At 68.8% G+C, this 18,397-nt stretch carries 13 protein-coding genes and 1 tRNA gene; 2 read left to right on the top strand and 12 right to left on the bottom strand.

What is annotated here, in order from left to right; all coding sequences use genetic code 11:
- Positions 1 to 5: 5 nt before the first annotated feature.
- The 4 genes from AB0E67_RS20445 to AB0E67_RS20430 form a co-directional block, all read right to left on the bottom strand.
- Positions 6 to 803: a S16 family serine protease gene (locus AB0E67_RS20445; RefSeq protein ID WP_362028553.1), complete on the bottom strand. Its 798-nt coding sequence runs from the start codon at positions 801 to 803 to the stop codon at positions 6 to 8.
- Between the two features lie 113 nt (positions 804 to 916).
- Entirely contained in the window at positions 917 to 1,558 is a 642-nt protein-coding gene (locus AB0E67_RS20440; RefSeq protein WP_073783412.1) for a helix-turn-helix domain-containing protein, read from the bottom strand.
- 338 nt (positions 1,559 to 1,896) lie between these two features.
- Complete coding sequence (locus AB0E67_RS20435; RefSeq protein WP_362028549.1) at positions 1,897 to 3,867, bottom strand: hypothetical protein; 1,971 nt, start codon at positions 3,865 to 3,867, stop codon at positions 1,897 to 1,899.
- Positions 3,868 to 4,203: 336 nt separating this feature from the next.
- Entirely contained in the window at positions 4,204 to 5,865 is a 1,662-nt protein-coding gene (locus AB0E67_RS20430) for a hypothetical protein (protein ID WP_362028547.1), read from the bottom strand.
- A 581-nt stretch (positions 5,866 to 6,446) separates the two neighbouring features.
- Between AB0E67_RS20430 and AB0E67_RS20425 the strand changes: the two genes are divergently transcribed.
- Entirely contained in the window at positions 6,447 to 7,016 is a 570-nt protein-coding gene (locus AB0E67_RS20425) for a hypothetical protein (protein WP_362028544.1), read from the top strand.
- A 337-nt stretch (positions 7,017 to 7,353) separates the two neighbouring features.
- On the opposite strand, the gene AB0E67_RS20420 is transcribed toward AB0E67_RS20425, so the two are convergent.
- A complete protein-coding gene (locus AB0E67_RS20420) occupies positions 7,354 to 9,135 on the bottom strand; it encodes a DEAD/DEAH box helicase (protein ID WP_362028541.1) in 1,782 nt (593 codons plus the stop codon).
- A 517-nt stretch (positions 9,136 to 9,652) separates the two neighbouring features.
- The gene (locus tag AB0E67_RS20415; RefSeq protein WP_362028539.1) at positions 9,653 to 11,143 is read right to left on the bottom strand and encodes an MFS transporter; all 1,491 of its coding nucleotides are present in this window, start codon (positions 11,141 to 11,143) and stop codon (positions 9,653 to 9,655) included.
- A 187-nt stretch (positions 11,144 to 11,330) separates the two neighbouring features.
- On the opposite strand from AB0E67_RS20415, the gene AB0E67_RS20410 reads away from it, so the two are divergent.
- Positions 11,331 to 11,405: transfer RNA gene (locus tag AB0E67_RS20410), tRNA-Cys, on the top strand.
- 663 nt (positions 11,406 to 12,068) lie between these two features.
- Here the strand turns inward: AB0E67_RS20410 and AB0E67_RS20405 are convergent.
- From AB0E67_RS20405 to mycP, 6 genes are all read right to left on the bottom strand, one after another.
- Positions 12,069 to 12,716 carry a hypothetical protein gene (locus AB0E67_RS20405; protein ID WP_362028536.1) on the bottom strand — a complete coding sequence of 216 codons (648 nt, stop codon included), beginning with the start codon at positions 12,714 to 12,716 and terminating at the stop codon, positions 12,069 to 12,071.
- 183 nt (positions 12,717 to 12,899) lie between these two features.
- Positions 12,900 to 15,272, bottom strand: a complete 2,373-nt coding sequence (locus AB0E67_RS20400) for a hypothetical protein (RefSeq protein WP_362028533.1) — start codon at positions 15,270 to 15,272, stop codon at positions 12,900 to 12,902.
- A gap of 20 nt (positions 15,273 to 15,292) precedes the next feature.
- Positions 15,293 to 15,727 (bottom strand): hypothetical protein, encoded by a 435-nt coding sequence (locus AB0E67_RS20395; RefSeq protein WP_362028531.1) that lies wholly within the window; start codon positions 15,725 to 15,727, stop codon positions 15,293 to 15,295.
- A gap of 237 nt (positions 15,728 to 15,964) precedes the next feature.
- Positions 15,965 to 16,165: a hypothetical protein gene (locus AB0E67_RS20390; protein WP_362028528.1), complete on the bottom strand. Its 201-nt coding sequence runs from the start codon at positions 16,163 to 16,165 to the stop codon at positions 15,965 to 15,967.
- Between the two features lie 176 nt (positions 16,166 to 16,341).
- The gene (locus tag AB0E67_RS20385; RefSeq protein ID WP_362028525.1) at positions 16,342 to 16,929 is read right to left on the bottom strand and encodes an AAA family ATPase; all 588 of its coding nucleotides are present in this window, start codon (positions 16,927 to 16,929) and stop codon (positions 16,342 to 16,344) included.
- A gap of 50 nt (positions 16,930 to 16,979) precedes the next feature.
- Positions 16,980 to 18,269: a type VII secretion-associated serine protease mycosin gene (gene mycP / locus AB0E67_RS20380; RefSeq protein WP_362028522.1), complete on the bottom strand. Its 1,290-nt coding sequence runs from the start codon at positions 18,267 to 18,269 to the stop codon at positions 16,980 to 16,982.
- Positions 18,270 to 18,397: the final 128 nt, after the last annotated feature.

Here is an 18,397-nt window from a genome sequence, read left to right as displayed (position 1 = left end):
CGAGGTCAGCAGCTCGGGACCTTGTGTCCCCGTTCCAGCGCCCGGAGCGAGGACACCGCGTCGTTCAGGGTCGTGACCGGGATCAGTCGGAGACCCTCGGGGAGTTCGGCGCGCGCCTCCGTGCATTCGGCCTTCGGGACGAGGAAGACGCTGGCGCCGTCGCGGCGCGCCGCTTGGGTCTTCAGCGACACCCCACCGACCGGCCCGACCTTGCCGTTCGGCTGGATCGTGCCCGTGCCCGCGATCGTGCGACCGCCGGTGAGATCGCCTCCGGAGCCGTCGCCGTCGAGCTTGTCGACGATGCCGAGCGCGAAGAACAGCCCCGCGCTGGGGCCGCCCACATCGGCGAGGTGCAGGGTGACGTCGACCGAACCCTTGGGCTTGCCGAGGTGGTTCAGGGCCGCGTCGACGGCGGAGTTCTGCGACTTCCTCATGTCTTCGAGGTTGTGCTTCTCGATCTCCTTCTCGGAGCCGCCGGTCGGGTAGACCGAGTCGCGGGGCAGGACCGCACGGTCCGTCCGGAACCAGCTGTCGACCACGTCGCCGATGCCGATGTCGGCGGTGGGCGCGGTCGCGACGATCGTCGTCATCCTCAGCTCGCCGCTGGTGGTGCGGGTGGGCGCGCCCTTGATGCTGATCACGGGGGTGCCGTGGTCGTTCCCGAGCACGTTCGCGGTCGTACCGGGCTGCGCCAGCGTGAACGGCAGCGGTGTGAACGCGGCCACGCCGAAGAGGGCGAGGACGGGCACGGCACACAGGGCGAGGGCACGGGGGCGTGAGAGACGAGTGAGGCGAATGAGCACCCGCCCAATCTAACCGCCCGCACGGGGCGCGGGTCGGCTCGGTGATGCGGGCGGGTGCTCCCGGGTCCCCTCCGCTTCCGCCTCCGGGTCCTCTCCGCTTCCTCCCCCGGGTGCTATCTCAGCGCCTCCGCCACCTCCCGGGCCGCGTCCACGACCCGGGGTCCGACCCGTTCGGGTATGGAATCCGAGAGCATCACCACGCCCACGCTGCCCTCGACACCCGTCACCCCCACCAGCGCGGCCGCCGCACCGCTCGCCCCGGCCTCCAGTTCGCCGTGGGTGAGGGTGAAGGCCGCCCCGCCCGTCGGCTTCTGCCGGGCCGCGAGGATGGCCCGGCCGGCGGCGCCCCGGTCCAGCGGGTGACGGAAGCCGGCCCGGTAGGCCACGTGGTAGTCGGTCCAGGTCGGTTCGACGACCGCCACCGCCAGCGCGTCGTTGCCGTCGACCAGCGTGAGGTGGGCGGTGGCCCCGATGTCCTCGGCCAGGGACCGCAGCGCGGGCAGCGCCGCCTCCCGCACGAGCGGATGCACCTGGCGGCCCAGGCGCAGCACCCCCAGGCCGACCCGGGCCCGGCCGCCCAGGTCACGGCGTACCAGGGCGTGTTGTTCCAGGGTGGCGAGCAGACGGTAGACCACTGTTCGGTTGACGCCGAGTTTGTTGGACAACTCGGTGACGGTCAGGCCGTGGTCGGTGTCGGCGAGCAGCTTGAGGACTCTCAGTCCCCGGTCGAGCGTCTGGGAGGTCTCAGCGGTCACGACGCCCTCTCCTCTTGTGGTGAGCGGCGGCGGCTGGTTCCCACGGTCTGTGCGGCCACCGGTCCCGTCGGCGGCGCACGGAGAGGCCGCCTGCCTGGCCAAGACACCGGCTGCGCTCCGCGGCGGCGCTGCCACGGTGCGTTCATTCCGGGGGACAGTAGCGAGCGAGTCCGCTCAGCGGAAGACCTCGTCCAGAATCCGGGCGTGCGCGGGGAGCGAAACCCGGCGCGCGGGCATATGCGCCGGTCAGCGCGGCGGCGGCCGGATCCTGGACGTCTACGCGCGTCCAGGTCGACCGACGCGGCGAAAACACTCCGTGCACAAGATGCGAACGATCGTTAACTCACCGCGAACGAGCGCTGGATAACTTTTCCGTTCACAAGGACTTCGCAGGCTCTGATGGACTTAGTCGCCGGGTCGCGGACCGTGAAGTTGAGGGCGAAGGTTCCATCGAGTCCGACGACCCGGGTGACGTAGGAGTCGGAGGTCTGCTTCCCGTCCGCGGTGCGCCCGGTCACCGAGACCGTGGCAACGGGTGCGAAGCCCCGGCCGGTCACCTGGACCACCGTGCCGACGGGCCCCTCGGGCGGGGAGAGCGCGAACTCCGGCCCGGCGGGGACGGACCCGTCCTGGACGGTGAACGCCGCGGTCTCGGTCCGGGGGTTGACGAGGACTTCCCGGACCCGGATCGCGACGGTGCCGGCGTCCTTGACGGTGAAGGTCTGCGAGAACGCCCCGTCCAGCCCGACCACCTTGGTCCGCACCGCGTCGGACGTCTGCGACCCGTCGGCCCGCAGTCCGACGACGGACACGGTGGCGACGGGCGCGAAACCCTGCCCGAGGACGGTGACGGCGGTTCCCCTCGGGCCCGCGGACGGGGTGAGGACCACGAAGGTCGGGGCCACGGCCAGCGGGGTGAGGGCCTGTGCGCCACCTGCGGTGACCTGGAGCGCGTACGTGGCGCGCGGGGTGGAACCGGCCACCGTGACCGTACCGGTGAGCTTCCCCTCCCCGTCGATCCGCAGGGTCGAACCGCCGATCCCGGCACTGTCGCAGGCGCTGCCGTCGGCGGCGCACAGCGCGGCGACGGGCGTGGTCCCGGACGGCCAGTCGCCGCCCGACACGGCGATCGTCCCTCCCGGCTTGACCTTCGCCGCGCCCGCGGAGAGTGTCGCGGCGGCGTCGGTCACGGTGAACGGCATGGTCAGTACGGTCGCCGGATCGTTGCCCTCGTCGACCTGGATCGCGGCGATGCCCGGGTCGGAGACGGTGAAGTCGGCGGTGAACGTCCCGTCGGGGGTGCTCCTGGCGTAGACGGCGGTGTCGTCGAGCGTCACCCCGTTCGCGTCCAGGCCGACGGTGTTGATCCACCGGTCCTGGTGGTAGTTGTCGCCGGTGACCCGGATGACGCTGCCGAGCGGCGCACCGGCGCGGGAGAGCGTGATGGCCCTCGGCCCGCCGGGCACGTACGCCTTGACCGTCAGGGGCGCGGTCGCCTCCTTCGTGCCGTCGCCGACCTTCACCTGGTACGAGCCGTCGGGCACCGCGCCCGCGTCGGCGAGCACCGCGCTCCCGGTCAGCTCCCCCGAACCGCTGATCACGAGCGTGCCGGAGACGAACTTGCCGGTGTCGCACCCGCCGCCGTCCGCCGCGCACAGCGACGGCACGGGGGTGGCCCCGGCGGTCCAGAGGCTGCCGGACAGGGCGACCCCGGTGGACGGCCGCACGGCGGTGGCGGGGGCGGTCAGGGTGGCGGGCAGTCCCGCGGTGCCCTCGGCGTCCACGGTGCCGACGGACCCGCCGCCGCTCACCACGGCGCAGGGGGTCTCGTAGGTGGCGCCGAGCACCTTCGTACGCGTCAGGTTGCGTACGGGGGTGAAGGAGATCGGCCCCTTGGCGTCGGCGGGGATGAGGAAGTCGCCTTCGTAGGGCGGTATCTCGATCGGCTTTCCGGCCGGGATGTCGAGGCTGACCTGGGGTCCGGTGACGGTGACCGTGCCGGTCGCGCCGCCCGACATGGCGAGGTCGATGCTGGGGGTGGTCGGCACGTCGTTCAGGCTGAGCCCACTGGTGGCGGGGGACGGTCCCAGGGTGACCTTCGCATGGACCCTGCCTCCGGGGTCGACGACGGCGGGCGAGAGGTCGACGCTCATCTGCTGCGGCCCGGTCGCCTCGCCCTGCCCCGCGGGCAGCGTGCAGTGGACGGTCGGGGTGACCGTACCGGCGTGGGCCGGGGGCGCGAGCGCGACGGTCCCGCCGGTCCAGACGAGGACGGTGCCCGCGGCGAGGGCGACGGCGCGGCGCAGCACCGTGTCCGGCCCCTTCGGTCCTCTCGGTCTTCCCGGCCTCTGTCGGACGGACGATCTCTGTCGGACGGACATACGACTCCTCCGTGGTCGGGCGTGGCTGGGGGTTCTCTTCGCACGTGACCGGAGTCACGTGACCGGGATTCCGCGGGCACGCAACCGGGATTCCGGGGTTACGCGACCCGGCGTTCCGCAGGCACGCGACCGGGATTCCGCGGGCGCGCGACCCGGTGTTCTGTTCCCCTCGCATACGAAAGGGCGGCGCCCGCCCGCTCCCTCGCGAAGAGCGGGCGGGCGCCTCCGGGACCTTCCTCCGACGGATCTCGGAGAGGACGGATCTCAGAGAAGAGTGAGGGTCAGGGTGGCGCTGTAGTCCCCGGGCCTGGTGAATCCGGGGACCGTCAGCGTGAGGTCCGCGTCGGCGTCGAACCGGCCGCCGGTGAACGGGCGGGACCCGTCCGGGTTCATCCGGCAGAGGCTCGCCGCCCGGCTCCCGAGCGTGGCGGGCGATCCCGCCACCGGCGTCCCCACGCTGCCGTCCCGGGCCGCGCACCTGGGCGTCCACCGGACGGCGTCCGCCGGGATGGTGCCGCCGTCGGCGCTGGTGAAGCCGGTGAGGGTGGCGGTCAGGGACCAGCCGCTGTCGACGCCGCGGGCGTCCTCCACCTCGACCCGGTTGAGCCGGGAGCGCTGCACACCGCTGCCGGTGCCCAGGACCGTCGTGCCGAAGTCCACCACGTCCCCGGCCTGGACCATGGACAGGGTCCCGGCCCGGACCGAGGCGGTCAGTCTCTGGTCGGCGCTGCCGCCCCCTCCCCCGCCGCCGTCCGTGGAGACGGTGAACGGGACGGTCCGCACGGTCGCCGGGTCGTTGCCCTCGTCGGCCTGGACCGCGGTGATCGCGTCGGAGACCACGGTGAACTCGACGGCGAAGGTGCCGTCCGGGGCGCTCTTGACGTAGACCGTGCTGTCGTCGATCCCGGTGCCCGTCGCGTCGAGGCCGATCACGTTGATCCAGCGGTCCGGGTTGTAGTTCCTGCCGCTGACCGTGATCACCGTGCCGACCGGTCCGCTGTCCCGCGAGAGCGAGATCTCCCGGTCGCCGGCCGCGACGGCCTCGACGGTGAGAGGGGCGGTGGCCTCCTTCGTGCCGTCGTTGACCTTCACCTCGTACCTGCCGTCCGGCACCGACCCCGCCGGAGCGAGGGTGGCCGTGCCGTGCAGCGTTCCGTGGGCGTCGATGCCGAGGTCGTTGCCGCTGAACTTCAGCGGATCGCAGCCGCCACCGCCCGCCGCGCAGAGCGACGGCACCGGAGTGCCGCCCAGGGTCCAGCCCGAACCTCCCAGCGTCACGGGGGTGTTGGGGCGTACCGGCTCGGCGGGGGCGGTCAGGGTGGCGGGCTCGGAACCGGTGCCCTCCACCGTGACGGTGCCGATGGAACCGCCCCCGTCGACCACGTCGCACGGCGTCTCGAAGACGGAACCGAGCACCTTGGTCTGCGTCAACGTACGGACCGGGGCGAAGGAGACCGCACCTGACGCGTTCGCCGGGACGAGGAAGTCGCCTTCGTACGGCGGGAGTTCGATGGGCCTGTCGGCCGGGACGTCCATCGTGAACTCGGCGCCCCGCACGGTGACGGTGCCGGTGGCCCCGCCGGACATCGCCAGGTCGAGACTGGGGACGGTGGGCACGTCCTCCAGGGCCAGCCGGCTGGTCGCGGGGGACGGCCCCAGTGTGACCTTCGCGTGCACCCGGCCACCGGGCGCGACGACGGCGGGTGACAGTTCGACGGTCATCTCCTGCGGCCCGGTCGCCTCGCCCTGGCCGGCGGGCAGGAGGCAGTGGACGGTCGGGGTGACCGTACCGGCGCCCCGCCCCGCGGCCGACGGGCCGCCCGGCCCGGCCTCCCCGGCCCCGGCCGCGGCCCCGACACCGCTCAGCAGCAGTACGAAACAGGCGGCGAGCAGCCCGGTCGCACCGGGTCTTCGTCGTCGGATCACCAGACACCCCTCCATGGCCCGTTGATTGCGCACATTGAGGAGGGCACGTGCGGAGAAGTCAAGAGAGAAACGAATGATCCTTGTTCGAAATGCCCGAAAGGCATTTCGCGAGGATTTTTCATGCACTGGTCGACATCTCTTGACATCTCTGAAGATCATGGTTTCACTCACCCGAAATGCCGAGCCCGGCAGGAACGAGCGAACACTCGGCAGGCAGGCAGGCAGGCAGGCAGGCAGGCAGGCAGGCAGGCAGGCAGGCAGGCAGAGAAAGATAGCCGAACGCACGGAAGATCGCGTCCCACCATTCACAGGAAGCCTTCGTCACACCCCACGCATCCGCGAAGGCGCGAATGCGTGAACACATGAATGCGTGAATGCGTGAATGCGTGGACCACGAATCACGGAACCGCGACCCGTGAATCCATGAGGCTGCGGTTCCGTGAATCCACCTCTTCATGATTCCGAAATCCCGCCATTCCATGGCTCCACAACTCCGCAGCTCCGCGCACCTTCGAGTCTGCGGATTGAGGATCAGCGGACCTTCGGGTCCTCGAATCCAGTCGAAAGGGGTTCACCCCATCATGTCGATCATTCCCGTACCGTCGCCCACGTCAGGAACGCCGAGCCGAAGACACGTCTGCGTCCCGGTGGTGCTGGCCGCGGCCTGTTCCGCGGCCGCCGCGCTGGCCCTGGCACCGACGGCCCACGCCGTGACCCCGCTCACGGCGACGGCCACGTACGACTGCGGCGCCTGGGGCAGCGGCCTCGCCACCCTGACCGCGGCCGACTCGGGCACGTCCAAGACCATCAAGATCACGTCCACCGCGATCACGATGCCGCCGGGCACCAGCGCGGACCCGAACAGCATCACGACGACGCTCAAGCTGACCAGGACCTCGGGCGGTGCGACCAGTCAGGTGCAGTTCTCGGGCAAGACCAACCCGGGCATGAGCGGCGGCAGCCCGATCACACTGGGCCCGCTGAAGCTCACCTCCGGCACGCTGGCCGCCGGTGACCGCACCGATTCCGTGGTGCTGTCCACTCCCCCGAGCACCACCAACTGGTCCCTGCAGATCGTGGCCTCGTCCCCGACATCGGCCACCGTTCCGTGCGTGGCCACATCGGCCCAGTCCACGGCGTTCACCTGGTGAACACCGGCCGGGCGCCCACCGCCCCGGCACCCATCGGTCCGATCCTCCGCCCCACCGATCCGGCGTCCGCCGGTGCGCCGCCCGCACCCGCTCCGCACCGCGTCCGTCCCTGACGCATGCCCCCATCCGCACCGACGACAACGGCCCGGGGCGAGGACCGCCGTCCCCTCCCCGGGCCGTTGCACCAACGATCCCGGCCGACGCGCCGGACCGTCCCCGGCGCCCCGTCACTGCGATCGCGTCACTGCGGCCACGTCATTTCGATCACGTACTGCGGTCACGTCACGTCGATCACGTACTGCGGCCACGTCACTTCGGACAGCCCCTTCAGCGGCGGTCACCTCATACGGGTGGCCCACTCCTGGACCTTCTTGATCCGCTGCTGGATCTGCCCGGCCGTGGCCTCCGCGCTCGGCGGCCCACCGCACACCCGACGCAGCTCGGTGTGGATCACACCGTGCGGCTTGCCGCTCTGGTGCGTGTACGCCGACACCATCGTGTTGAGCTGCTTGCGCAGCCCCAGCAGCTGCTTGTGCGTGACCACCGGCCGCGCCTCGGCCGGCTTCTCCAGCAGATCCGCCTCGCCGGCCGGCTTCTGCCGACTGTGCGCGATCTGCCGGGACTGCCGCTTCTGGAGCAGCAGCTGCACCTGGTCCGGCTCCAGCAGCCCCGGAATCCCCAGGTAGTCCTGCTCCTCCTCGCTGCCGGGGTGCGCCTGCATCCCGAACTCGGCACCGTCGTACAGCACCCGGTCGAAGACCGCGTCCGACTCCAGCGCCTCGAAGGGCAGCTGGTCCTCGGTCTCCTCGTCCTCCGCCCGCTCGGCGTCGGCGAGGAGCTTGTCCTCCTCCGCGAACGGGTTCTCCTCGTCGCTGCCCTTCTTGGGCTTGTCGAGGACGTGGTCGCGTTCGACCTCCATCTCGTTCGCGAAGTCGAGCAGCATCGGAATGGTGGGCAGGAAGACCGAGGCGGTCTCGCCGCGCCTGCGCGAACGCACGAAACGCCCGACGGCCTGCGCGAAGAAGAGCGGCGTGGAGATGGTGGTGGCGTACACGCCCACGGCCAGGCGCGGCACGTCGACGCCCTCCGACACCATGCGGACCGCGACCATCCAGCGCGAGTCGTCCGCGCTGAACTGGTCGATCTTCTTCGACGCGGCCTTCTCGTCGGAGAGGACCACGGTGGGCTTCTCGCCCGTGACCTTCTTCAGGAGCTTGGCGTACTCGCGCGCCGAGTCCTGGTCGGTGGCGATGACCAGCGCGCCCGCGTCCGGGATGCCCTTGCGCACCTCGGTCAGCCGTTTGTCGGCGGCGGCCAGCACATTGGGGATCCAGTCGCCGGTGGGCGAGAGCGCGGTCCGCCACGCCTGCCCGATGGCGTCCTTGGTCATCGGCTCGCCCAGGCGGGCGGCGATCTCGTCGCCGGCCTTGGTGCGCCAGCGCATGTTGCCGCTGTAGCTGAGGAAGATCACCGGCCGGACGACCCCGTCGGCGAGCGCGTTGCCGTAGCCGTACGTGTAGTCGGCCGAGGAGCGCCGGATGCCGTCGTTGCCCTCCTCGTACTCGACGAAGGGGATCGGGTTGGTGTCGGACCGGAACGGCGTACCGGTGAGCGCGAGCCGACGCGTCGCCGGGTCGAACGCCTCCAGGCACGCCTCGCCCCAGGACTTCGAGTCACCGGCGTGGTGGATCTCGTCGAGGATCACGAGGGTCTTGCGCTGCTCGCAGCGGTTGCGGTGCAGCATGGGACGGACGCCGACACCCGCGTAGGTGACCGCGACACCGTCGTACTCCTTGCTCAGCGGGCCCGCGCTGTAGTCCGGGTCGAGCTTGATGCCCACCCGGCCCGCTGCCTCGGCCCACTGCTTCTTCAGGTGCTCGGTCGGCGCGACGACGGTGACCTGCTGCACGACGTGGTGGTGCAGCAGCCATGACGCGAGGGTCAGCGCGAAGGTGGTCTTCCCCGCGCCGGGGGTGGCGACCGCGAGGAAGTCGCGCGGCTGGTCCTGGATGTACTTCTCCATGGCGCCCTGCTGCCAGGCTCGCAGCTTCCCGGCCGTGCCCCAGGGGGCGCGGCCGGGAAAGGCGGGTGAGAGGTGGTGGGAGGCGGTAGTAGTCACGGTCTCCGGTTCGGGTCTCTCGGGTACGTGGGTGCTGTCCGTACGGGCCGGGACGGACCCGCAGGCGATACGACAACCGGGCCACCCTACCGGTGGGCGGGACGGAACCGCGTACAGGCGAACGGCGGTTCGTCCGCGCTGAGACCGCCCTCACAAACGTCACAAAACGCCGTCATGCGCGGCGAGTGCGGGGAGCCTCTCCGCGATCCTCTGCCTGTCGAGAGCCCGCTGGGACACGTCCAGTACGAACTTCTCGGCCTCGTCGACATCGAAGCCCGCGCTCAGCCGATGCCCGTTGACATGCGGAAAGACCCGGGTCGCACACCAAGCGACGCGTCTGCGAGCGCTGCCGACCTCGCCGAGCGGTGCCGGGCCGCGCCGGACTGTGCCCGGCCGCGCCGGACGGTGGCGGGCCACAGTGACCGATACCGGACCGCAGTGACCGATACCGGACCGCAGTGACCGATACCGGACCGCAGTGAGCGATACCGACCGCAGTGAGCGACGCCGGGCCGGGCTAAGCCTTGGCCCGCACCCGGGACGCCACCCACGCCCCCACCAGCGCCACCCCCGCCATCGGCAGGAAGACCGCCGCGAACGCCCCCGGATGCGAGCCGGACCCGCCTGCCTCCACCGCCTCGTGCACGGCACCCACCGTCCCGCCGCCGAGCGCCGCGAAGGCGGCCCCGCCCGCGGCGAGCAGCAGGACGTTGGACAACCCGTCGGAGATCTGGAGGGCGGCGGAGTTCGCCCCGGCCTCCTCCGGCGCCGACAGCTTCAGCAGCAGCACGCTCGTCGACGCGATCACCATGCCCATGCCGAAGCAGCCGAAGGCCCAGGCCACGGCGAGGGTCCAGACCGGCACGGCGTCGATCAGCACGGACGGCGCGGCGGCGATCGCGGCGGCGACCAGCACCATGCCGCCCACCATCAGCCGCTCCCGGTACGGCTCCAGGCGCGGCCGGGACTGCACGAACGAACCGAGCGCCCAGGTCCCGCCCCCGGCCGCGAGCGAGAGCCCGGCCAGCGTCGGGCTCAGCCCGCGCTCGGTCACCAGCATCAGCGGTACGAACGACTCGGCGGCGATGAACGAACCGGCCGCCACCCCGCGCAACAGCACCACGGACGGCAGTCCGCGCGCCGCCCGGCCGGTACCCGGCGGCAGCAGCCCGCGCACGGCGGGCACGAGCAGGGCGAAGCCCGCGGCGGCCGGCAGCAGCGCGAACCAGTTCCGCTGCTGCCCGGCGTACTGGAGCAGTCCGGCGCCCAGCGAGATGCCGAGCGCGAGCAGGATGCGACGGCGGTCGTACGGTTCGGCGCCCGCCGAGGGGTCGGGCGGCCCCGAGGCCCGGCGCCGGATCGCGGGCAGCGCGAGCGCCAGCGGGAACACCACCAGTACGGGGATGCCGATGAAGACCCACCGCCACCCCAGGTGCTCGGTCACCGTGCCGGAGGCGAGCGGCCCGACGACGGACGGGATCACCCAGCTCGCCGCGAACGCCGCCATGATCGACGGTCGCAGCCGCTCCGGATAGGCCCGGCTGATCACCACGTACAGCGCCACGATCACCAGCCCGCCGCCGAGCCCCTGTACGGCCCGCCCCGCGACGAACAGCCACATGGTCCCCGCGGTCCCGGACAGCAGCAGCCCGGCCCCGAACGCGCTGATCCCGGCGGCGAGCGGCCCCAGCGGCCCCCGCCGGTCGGCCCACTGCCCGGACAGCACCATCGCGAACAGGCTGGTCGTGAAGTACGCGGAGAACGCGAACGCGTACAGCGGAATACCGTCCAGCTCCCGCGCGGCCACCGGCATCGCGGTCCCCACGGCGGTCGCCTCGAAGGCGATCAGGAACACGACGGAGACGATGCCGATGCTGAGCGCCCGGTACGACCGCCCGAGCACCCCGCCGGTCTCGGCGGGCGCGGTGGAGGACAGGGCCGAAGCCGGTATGGAGGGTTCGTCGGTGGCGGTGCCGGTATCGGCGTCTCGGGGTTCCAGGGCACTCATGGCCCCAGGGTAAGGGGCATACGCGCAGGTGGGCCCTGTCGGGAGGAGGTCCCCCGCTAGACCGTTGGTCGTAGGACCGGAACCTCCCGTTCGTGAACGCCGTATGGCAGTCCCGTTGCACCCCGCCCCGCGCCCTTGAGCCGCCCCGGTCCGCGCCCCTACGGTCGGACCACGACGAGGAACACACGACCGTGTGCCCGAGTGGTTCAGGGGCTCGACTGCAACTCGAGTTACACCGGTTCGAATCCGGTCACGGTCTCCATCGGGAGCACAAGGAACGGCCGCCCTCATGGCGTGGGGGCGGCCGTTCCGCTGTGCCCCGGGTCTACGCCGGTTCCAGCGACGGCTGGGCCTCGAGCCATCCGTCGCCCTCGCAGCCCAACCGTTCGCCACGGTCGGCGCCACGGAGTGGGCGACGGTCGCGTAGGCCTTCATCGGCGCCTCGGCGTCACCTTCGGGTCAGGACAGCCCTTAGGCACAATACCGGTGACTTAGCGTGCCATTGACGGCTCTGACGCGCGAAAACGTCGTGCACAGAGGCTCTGTCGGGCGCCAAGGTCACCGGTATTGCCCTTAGGCATTGTCGCCCGCTGCAGCAGCCCGGCAAAACAAGTACCTGGTAACGCGGAGTTCGTAGAAGGGCGTCCCGACCGGGGCAGAGATGCGACCTTCAGAGCCTTCCCCGCCTCGACGGAAACCGCGGCACCTCCGCAGAGCCGCTCGGGGAGTACGGACTGTTCCCAGGCTGCCTCAACACGATCGTCCCCCTCCTCTCTGCAGCCGACGGCACCGACGAGGAGCGCGACAGCAACGGCGACAGCGGGTCATGGACCGCCGGCTTCGGCCCCGGACCTCCACCGCCATCAGCCGATCTCCGGGTCACTGCCCGGCCGGCCCTCCCGGTCGTCGCCGGACGCAGAGCGTGTTACTTCGGCTTGAGCACGGGGGCCTTCGGCAGCCCGCCGTTGTTCTCGCAGCCGAGTTCCTTCACCAGCTTGAGCGAAACGGCATGCAGGATGGCCATGTTCAGGTTGCGGTACTCACGCGTGTCCGGTGCGTCGCTCTCACCACGCCCGAAGCTGCCATGGATGCGTAGAGGGGATTTGTCCGAACCCTTCAACTGGGGGGTGGCACACTCGAAATAGATTGTCGCGTTGCTTCGCCCGACAGAGGATTGCACGCCCATGGTGTACAGCTCATGGCCGGCCGGAAGCCCTTCGTCCTCCACATCCTGTGGCGCATACATGGAGAACTTCACTCCCCCCTCATCCGTCTGCGTCGCACCCTTCGGATGCAACAGGCAGAGCACGTCCCCCGCAGCCCATGGACGCCCGGACTCATACCCTTCCTTGAGTGCCGCGACAACTCTCTCCATGCCCTTCGGGCTCTTCGCGAAGAAGAGTTTGTCCCCGGTCACCTTCTCGACCATCTCCGCCAAGGGACCGGCGAACACGTCGCCGCAGACTTCCTCGGCCCCGACGAACGTCTTCTCCTCCTTCTTCTCCGAAGCGCATGCCACGCTCCCGGCGCCCAAGGTCATCACCAGACCGGCGGCCGTCAGCCATCGCCTCACCCGTGCACACCCACTTCACTCATCCCGGCAACCCTTCTCGTCATCAGCTGATTCGTCAGCCGTCGGCCGACCGACGTGCACGACGCCCGCACATTCCGGCCCAACGCCGCTCCATCCCGAAACGACCACAGGGCCTCCGCTGCCCGTCCAGCACCTCAGCGCCCCTGCCTTCGCCACGAACAATCAGGACGCGGGACCGACACCCTGGACGCGCGCGCGAAGATTCCCGTCCCCGTAACCGAGAAGCCTCGAGTCGTCCAGGTCCTCGGCGAGGGATCCGCCCGTCCTGGCGTCGAGCCTGCCGATCTCCTCCTTGTGGCGGGCAATGAAATTGTCGACCGGATTCTCCGTATAGCTCTCTCCCGCCTTATAAATGGCTTCCTGCTGCTCAGCGGTGAGATCGTCGACCTTCTCCTTGTTCTTGTCGATCGCGTCCTCCCCCATACCGCCGACCACATCTCCGATGACCTGTTCAGCGGCTCCGGTCGCCACATCGGTGAACATAGGCACCAGGAGCGCACCGGCACCGATGACTGGAGCCGCAGGCAGGAAGAAGGCGGCCGTCGCCACTCCGGCCCCCAGTGCGGCGGTGCCACCGAACTCAACCCAACCGGACCGTTTCTCCGCAGCCTTCTCGTATTTCTCGTGCTCCTTGACGCCGTCGACCACAACTTGATCCGCACGCGACTGGTCCAGCATTCCCTGAACCTCGGCTCCGATTTTCACTGTCCGCCGGACGTCACCCGTGTCGATTACGCCGTTCTTGTCCACCTGCGCCTCAAGTGCGCTGCTCGTGTAGACCTGCTCGGCAGCGCTCAAAGATGCGTAGGCGTCCGGGTGATGCCCCAGAGCGCTGAGGAATTTCCTGGTGATGTCACGGCCGCTGGAATCGAGGGTGTCGGAGAAGTCAAGGCGGCCGTCCCTGTTCCCACTGGGCGCGAAGACGCTGTCCTCCTTGTTCTTGTCCATCGCCCAGTTGATGTCATCGATATACCCTGCACCCATCGCGCCCAGGCTGTCGGACAATGATTCCTGGGCCTTGAGCAGCTTGGCATCCGAGTACTTCTCCATCACGTTCCGCATGATCTCGGCATTACCACTGTCCCTCACAGCATTTACGTCGGGGTGGCCTGCGGGATATCCGAGCGTCGCCGATTCCAGCGCATGCCCGAGAGCATCCGGCAGGTAGTTGAGGGACGCCTTGAGTTCGCTCTCGTCGAGCGAGTCGACATCCCCGTAGGTATCCCACTTCTCGGTACCGAAGAAGTCGAGGTAGTTCCGGACTTTGTTCCCGTCCTTGTCCTTGCCGAGATCGGCCGTGGCACCCTGGTTGACGGTGCCGTCCTCGTTGTACGCGGTCGGTACGTCGTGGAAGAAGTGCTTCGCCGCATCGGGGCTGTTACCGAGCGCCTCCAGCATGGACACGGTCGGGTCGTAGCCGGAGCCGTTGACCCCCGAGGGGTTGAACGGGTTCTTGAAGGGACTGTTCACCACCTTGTTCCCGGCGAACATGTCCGGGTCCTTCTGATGCAGCTGCGCCACGTGCTCGGCGATCGGCTTCAGGAACTTCGCATCGTAGTTCCCGTACCGCATGATGCCGCCGAGCAACTGGTAGCCGAAGGGGCCGTTGCTGTCGTACTTGGCCAACGGGATGCGCTCCGTGCCCAGCTTGCGCAGCTCCGGGCCCCACTTGTCGCTGAACTCCTTGTCGTGAGACGCCATGGCCAGGTTGAGTCCCAGGTTTTTCTGGAGATCCTGGACGTCCTTGAGCCGCTCCTTGTCGACCTTTCCGTACTCGTACGTGTCCGTCGAGAGCTGCCCGAAGAACGCGAGGGACTTCTCCGGGCCGAGCTCCTCGTAGAAGTTCTTTGCGAATTCCGGCGATCTGGCGTTGTCGCGAAGCAGTTCGTTGAGTGCCCGGAGTTCGGCGTGCGTGAGGTCGCGCCCCTTGGCCGCGAATGCGGCAGCGCGGGCCGCCTCCTCCTGGTCCAGGCTCGTGTACTTCGGCGCGTTGAAGTCCTGACGGTCGGTGACGTTGGCCTCAAGCGCGTTCTTGAAGGCGACATCCGTGTCGTTGCAGTTGTCGACGATCAGATCGATCTTCTTCTGCCACGCCTCGATACTGGCCTTCTCCTTGCGCAGGAGCTCGGAGTAATCGGGGTCGTGCCGTGCGGCCGGGATCTCCGAAATAGGGTTCCGGGCCGTGACCCTTCCCTTGGCGTCGACATGGATCCCGGCCGCCGGCCCCTCGTCGTCCCGGATGCCGATCAGGTCGTCCTTGGCCTTCTTGATGGCCGTGTGGGCGTCCTCAAGGATCTGCTTGACACCCTTGGCCTCGGCCGCGGCGTCCTCGAACTCCTTGACCGTCTTCCCGATGAACGCCTTGGTGACGCCGGCGTTGACGCCCTCCCACTCAGCCTTGTCGGCCTTGGCCTTCATGCCGTTGCGGGCGTCCTCGGCCAGACGATCCAGTTTGGTCACCATCTCGGCCCAGTCATCGGCGGCCGTCTTCAGCTTGCCCACGGACGCGTCGACGATGTCCTCGAACTTCAACATGTGCCCACTCCCCCGACGTACTACTTCAGATACTCGTTCAGCTTGGAGATCGAAGTCAGATCACCGGCGATCTGGACGTCGTCCTTCGCATGGGCGGACTTGCTGTAGTCAAGATGGTTTGAAATCTGCGCGCAGGAATTCAGAAGCGTCCTCAGATGCGTGTTCCACCGGTCATGGACCTTCAGCAACGCTGACCCGCTCGAAAAGTTGCCGTTGGTCAACGCGAGCGACGCCTCGAACGTCGAAGGCCGGGCATGGTCACCGTCCTTGGAAAGCCGGGTGTGCAACCCGTACGCCTCATGCCCGATGGAACCCAGATTGTCCTGATTTACCGCCAGGTCTGCGGCTCCCGACCCACTTGACTGCCCGCTGCCGCCGTCAACGCCGTTCAGTCTCATATCGACACGTCGCGTCGACTCCGCCCGCAGCGCCGCCCACTCCGCATCAAACGCCATAAGTCCCCCCACAATCTCGCACGGACCTCGCCTCAGCTCCAAGCGCGGTCACGCGTCGGCCAACTCTCAATATAGCGACCCGGATTTGCCTGCGGGAAGGTATGCAAATACATGCATTGGTGCACTATTTCCGATCAACCCGGCGCGAATCCACTCGGCCCCGACGCGTGAGCGGTTACGCACACAACTCAAGGCCGCACACCCGTCACGTCGTCGGACCTGCCCGCCGCCTCGCCCTCAGTCGGCGCCAACGGCACTGCGGAACTCGTCCATCGTCATCGTCTGACCCTCGGGCGGCATGGATATGGTCTTCTTCGCCTCGAAGTCGGTGTACATGGCGCTGCTGCCCCTCCCATCCCGCGCCGCCTCCTGCTTCAGCAGATAATCGGGGGATTCGGCACTGACGAAATAGACGCAGCTGATGCACCTGCTGCCCACCAGATACCCGTGACTCGTGCCCCCGGTTTGTGATTCGCGTCTGTGACCCGCGTACGAGCCCGGGCCGGCCCCCGAGGTGCCGCTGCTTCGCAGAAGCATCGCACGAGGAACATACCGACACCACCCAGCGGAACGGCCCGTACTGCCTTCGTTCGCCTCACCACTTGGACGGGCGCTCAGCCCGTCACCCGTGCCCGCTCCAACCCATCCAGCACCGCGTCGACCGTCTGGTCCACACTCTGCCCGGTCGTGTCCAGCCAGAGACCGACCCTCGGCGTCTCCTCCCGCAGTACCTGATCCAACGCCTCGACCGTCCACCCGGCCCCGTACCCGCTCTTGGTCCGCCCGGCCTCTCGCTCGGCCACAGCGCATGTTTCGGGAGCAAGCACCACGGCATACAGCGGTCGCGTGCGTACGAGGTCGAGGTACGCGTTCAACTCCTCGCCCAGCACCACGTCCTGGACCACGGCGGTCCACCCCTCTTCCGCGTACGTGTCGGCGGTCATCGCGGACAGCCGGTACCGGAGCCGGAGTTGCGCGGCGGCCTCCTCATACGCCCCCGGCACCATCTCAGCCCGCCCCGAAACCACCATCCGCCGGAAGACATCGCCCCGCACGTGCACGGCCCGTGGCAGCCGCTCGGCGAGGGCCTGGGCAACAGTGGACTTCCCGGAGGCCATCACACCGGTGATGAGGATGACGGCGGGGCCAGGCCGTTCGTGTTGCGCGCTCTCTTGGCTGCGTGCGGACTTCGCGGTGCCCATGTCGTGCTCCATTTGGATGCTCTTGCCGACGTTCGAGGATCGCCCCGGATTCACGCGTTGGGGTTGCCCTGGTTGAGAGTGCCGCCGTAGGTCGAGTTGGGCTCCGCGCTGCTCGGCGGCGGAGCGTAAGGCGCGTAGGGCGGCTGTTGATGTGCCCGTGGCGGCTGCTGATAGCCCTGTGAGGGCGGTGCATAGCCGTGCGGCGGCTGGTACGAGGGGGGAGGCGGGGCCGCGGCCGCGGCCCGCCGCCGGCGAGAGCGGATGACGACAAAGGTCACCACACCACCGACAAGAGCAGCCAAAAGGATGCCCGCGCCAACCCAGAGTGGCGTGTTGTCGCCCTGATCGTCGGCAGCCGGAGACGCGGCGGCGGGCTTGCCCCCGTCCTTGGCGCCGTCGCCGGCCTTCGACGGCTGGGCGGAAGGAGACGGGGAAGCCGCTGCGGCTAGGTCGGGGAGCGGGTACTTGTCTGCGGGACCGGGGTCGCCGGGGTTCATCAGTGCGCGCCGGGGTCGGACGGCTCCGTAGCCGATGTGGTCGTTACGCAGGGCGCCACTGGTCGGAGCGCCGACCGTGTTGAGCAGGACCCGCAGGACCTGATTGTTGGTCCACTCCGGGTGCTTAGACCAGATCAGCGCGGCGGAAGCGGAAACGATGGCTGTGGCATCGCTGGTGCCACTGGTTTTACACATTTCGGTGCCCCCGCTGCAACCGTGCACAACGTCCACGCCTGGGGCCGCAAAATCAACCTGCGGGCCAAACTGGGAGAAGTCTGCCCTGTGCAGATCCTTCCCGATCGCCCCCACACCAACGACTCCTGGGGTCGCAGCAGGATACTCGATCTGATTTCCCTTGTCACCGCTGTTCCCCACAGCTGCGAAGATAAGTGCGCCCTTCCCCAGGGCATACTTCACGGAATCCGCGAGCTGCTGCGAACCCCCAAGGTTGTTCCCGATCGAAGCATTGATGACTTTCGCACCGTGATCAACCGCGAAGCGAATCGCCGCCGACAAGTCCTCATTGAAGTACGTGTTCGCTCTTCCGCCGCTCACCTTGCCACGGGTGTCTCTCAGCCGAATCGGAAGGATCTTCGCCCCCGGGGCAAGCCCGAAAGAACCACCACCACCACGCTCGTTGCCGCTTCCGGCGATGATGCTCGCCATCCCGGTCCCGTGGTTGTTGTAATCCGTGCGCTCATCTCCTGGAGAATCCTTCGCCAGATCCAACCCCTTGAGAACCCGCCCCCGGAGGTCCGGAATGGATGAGTCCACACCTGAATCGACAACAGCTACGGTGACACCTTCACCGGTACTCATTTTCCAGATCTGATCGGCGCTCATAGCATCCAGGTACCACTGCTGTGAACGGATGGAGTCCGAATACGCGGGACCGGCTCCCACCAGCAGTAGCGCCACTGCGCACGAGAGGGCCATTCCACGACGGACAGCCACTGCACTGCTGGTACGCA

This window comes from Streptomyces sp. NPDC032161, from assembly GCF_040636995.1.
Taxonomy (GTDB): domain Bacteria; phylum Actinomycetota; class Actinomycetes; order Streptomycetales; family Streptomycetaceae; genus Streptomyces.
Note: the sequence above shows the minus strand (reverse complement) of the source record. Positions and strands in the feature narration are given on the sequence as shown.

Excerpts from the sequence above, each read along its gene's own strand:
- AB0E67_RS20425 (WP_362028544.1), top strand. The coding sequence starts at position 6,447 with ATGTCGATCATTCCCGTACCGTCGCCCACGTCAGGAACGCCGAGCCGA.
- AB0E67_RS20415 (WP_362028539.1), bottom strand. The coding sequence starts at position 11,143 with ATGAGTGCCCTGGAACCCCGAGACGCCGATACCGGCACCGCCACCGAC.
- AB0E67_RS20400 (WP_362028533.1), bottom strand. The coding sequence starts at position 15,272 with ATGTTGAAGTTCGAGGACATCGTCGACGCGTCCGTGGGCAAGCTGAAG.
- AB0E67_RS20395 (WP_362028531.1), bottom strand. The coding sequence starts at position 15,727 with ATGGCGTTTGATGCGGAGTGGGCGGCGCTGCGGGCGGAGTCGACGCGA.
- AB0E67_RS20385 (WP_362028525.1), bottom strand. The coding sequence starts at position 16,929 with ATGGGCACCGCGAAGTCCGCACGCAGCCAAGAGAGCGCGCAACACGAA.
- mycP (WP_362028522.1), bottom strand. The coding sequence starts at position 18,269 with ATGAGCGCCGATCAGATCTGGAAAATGAGTACCGGTGAAGGTGTCACC.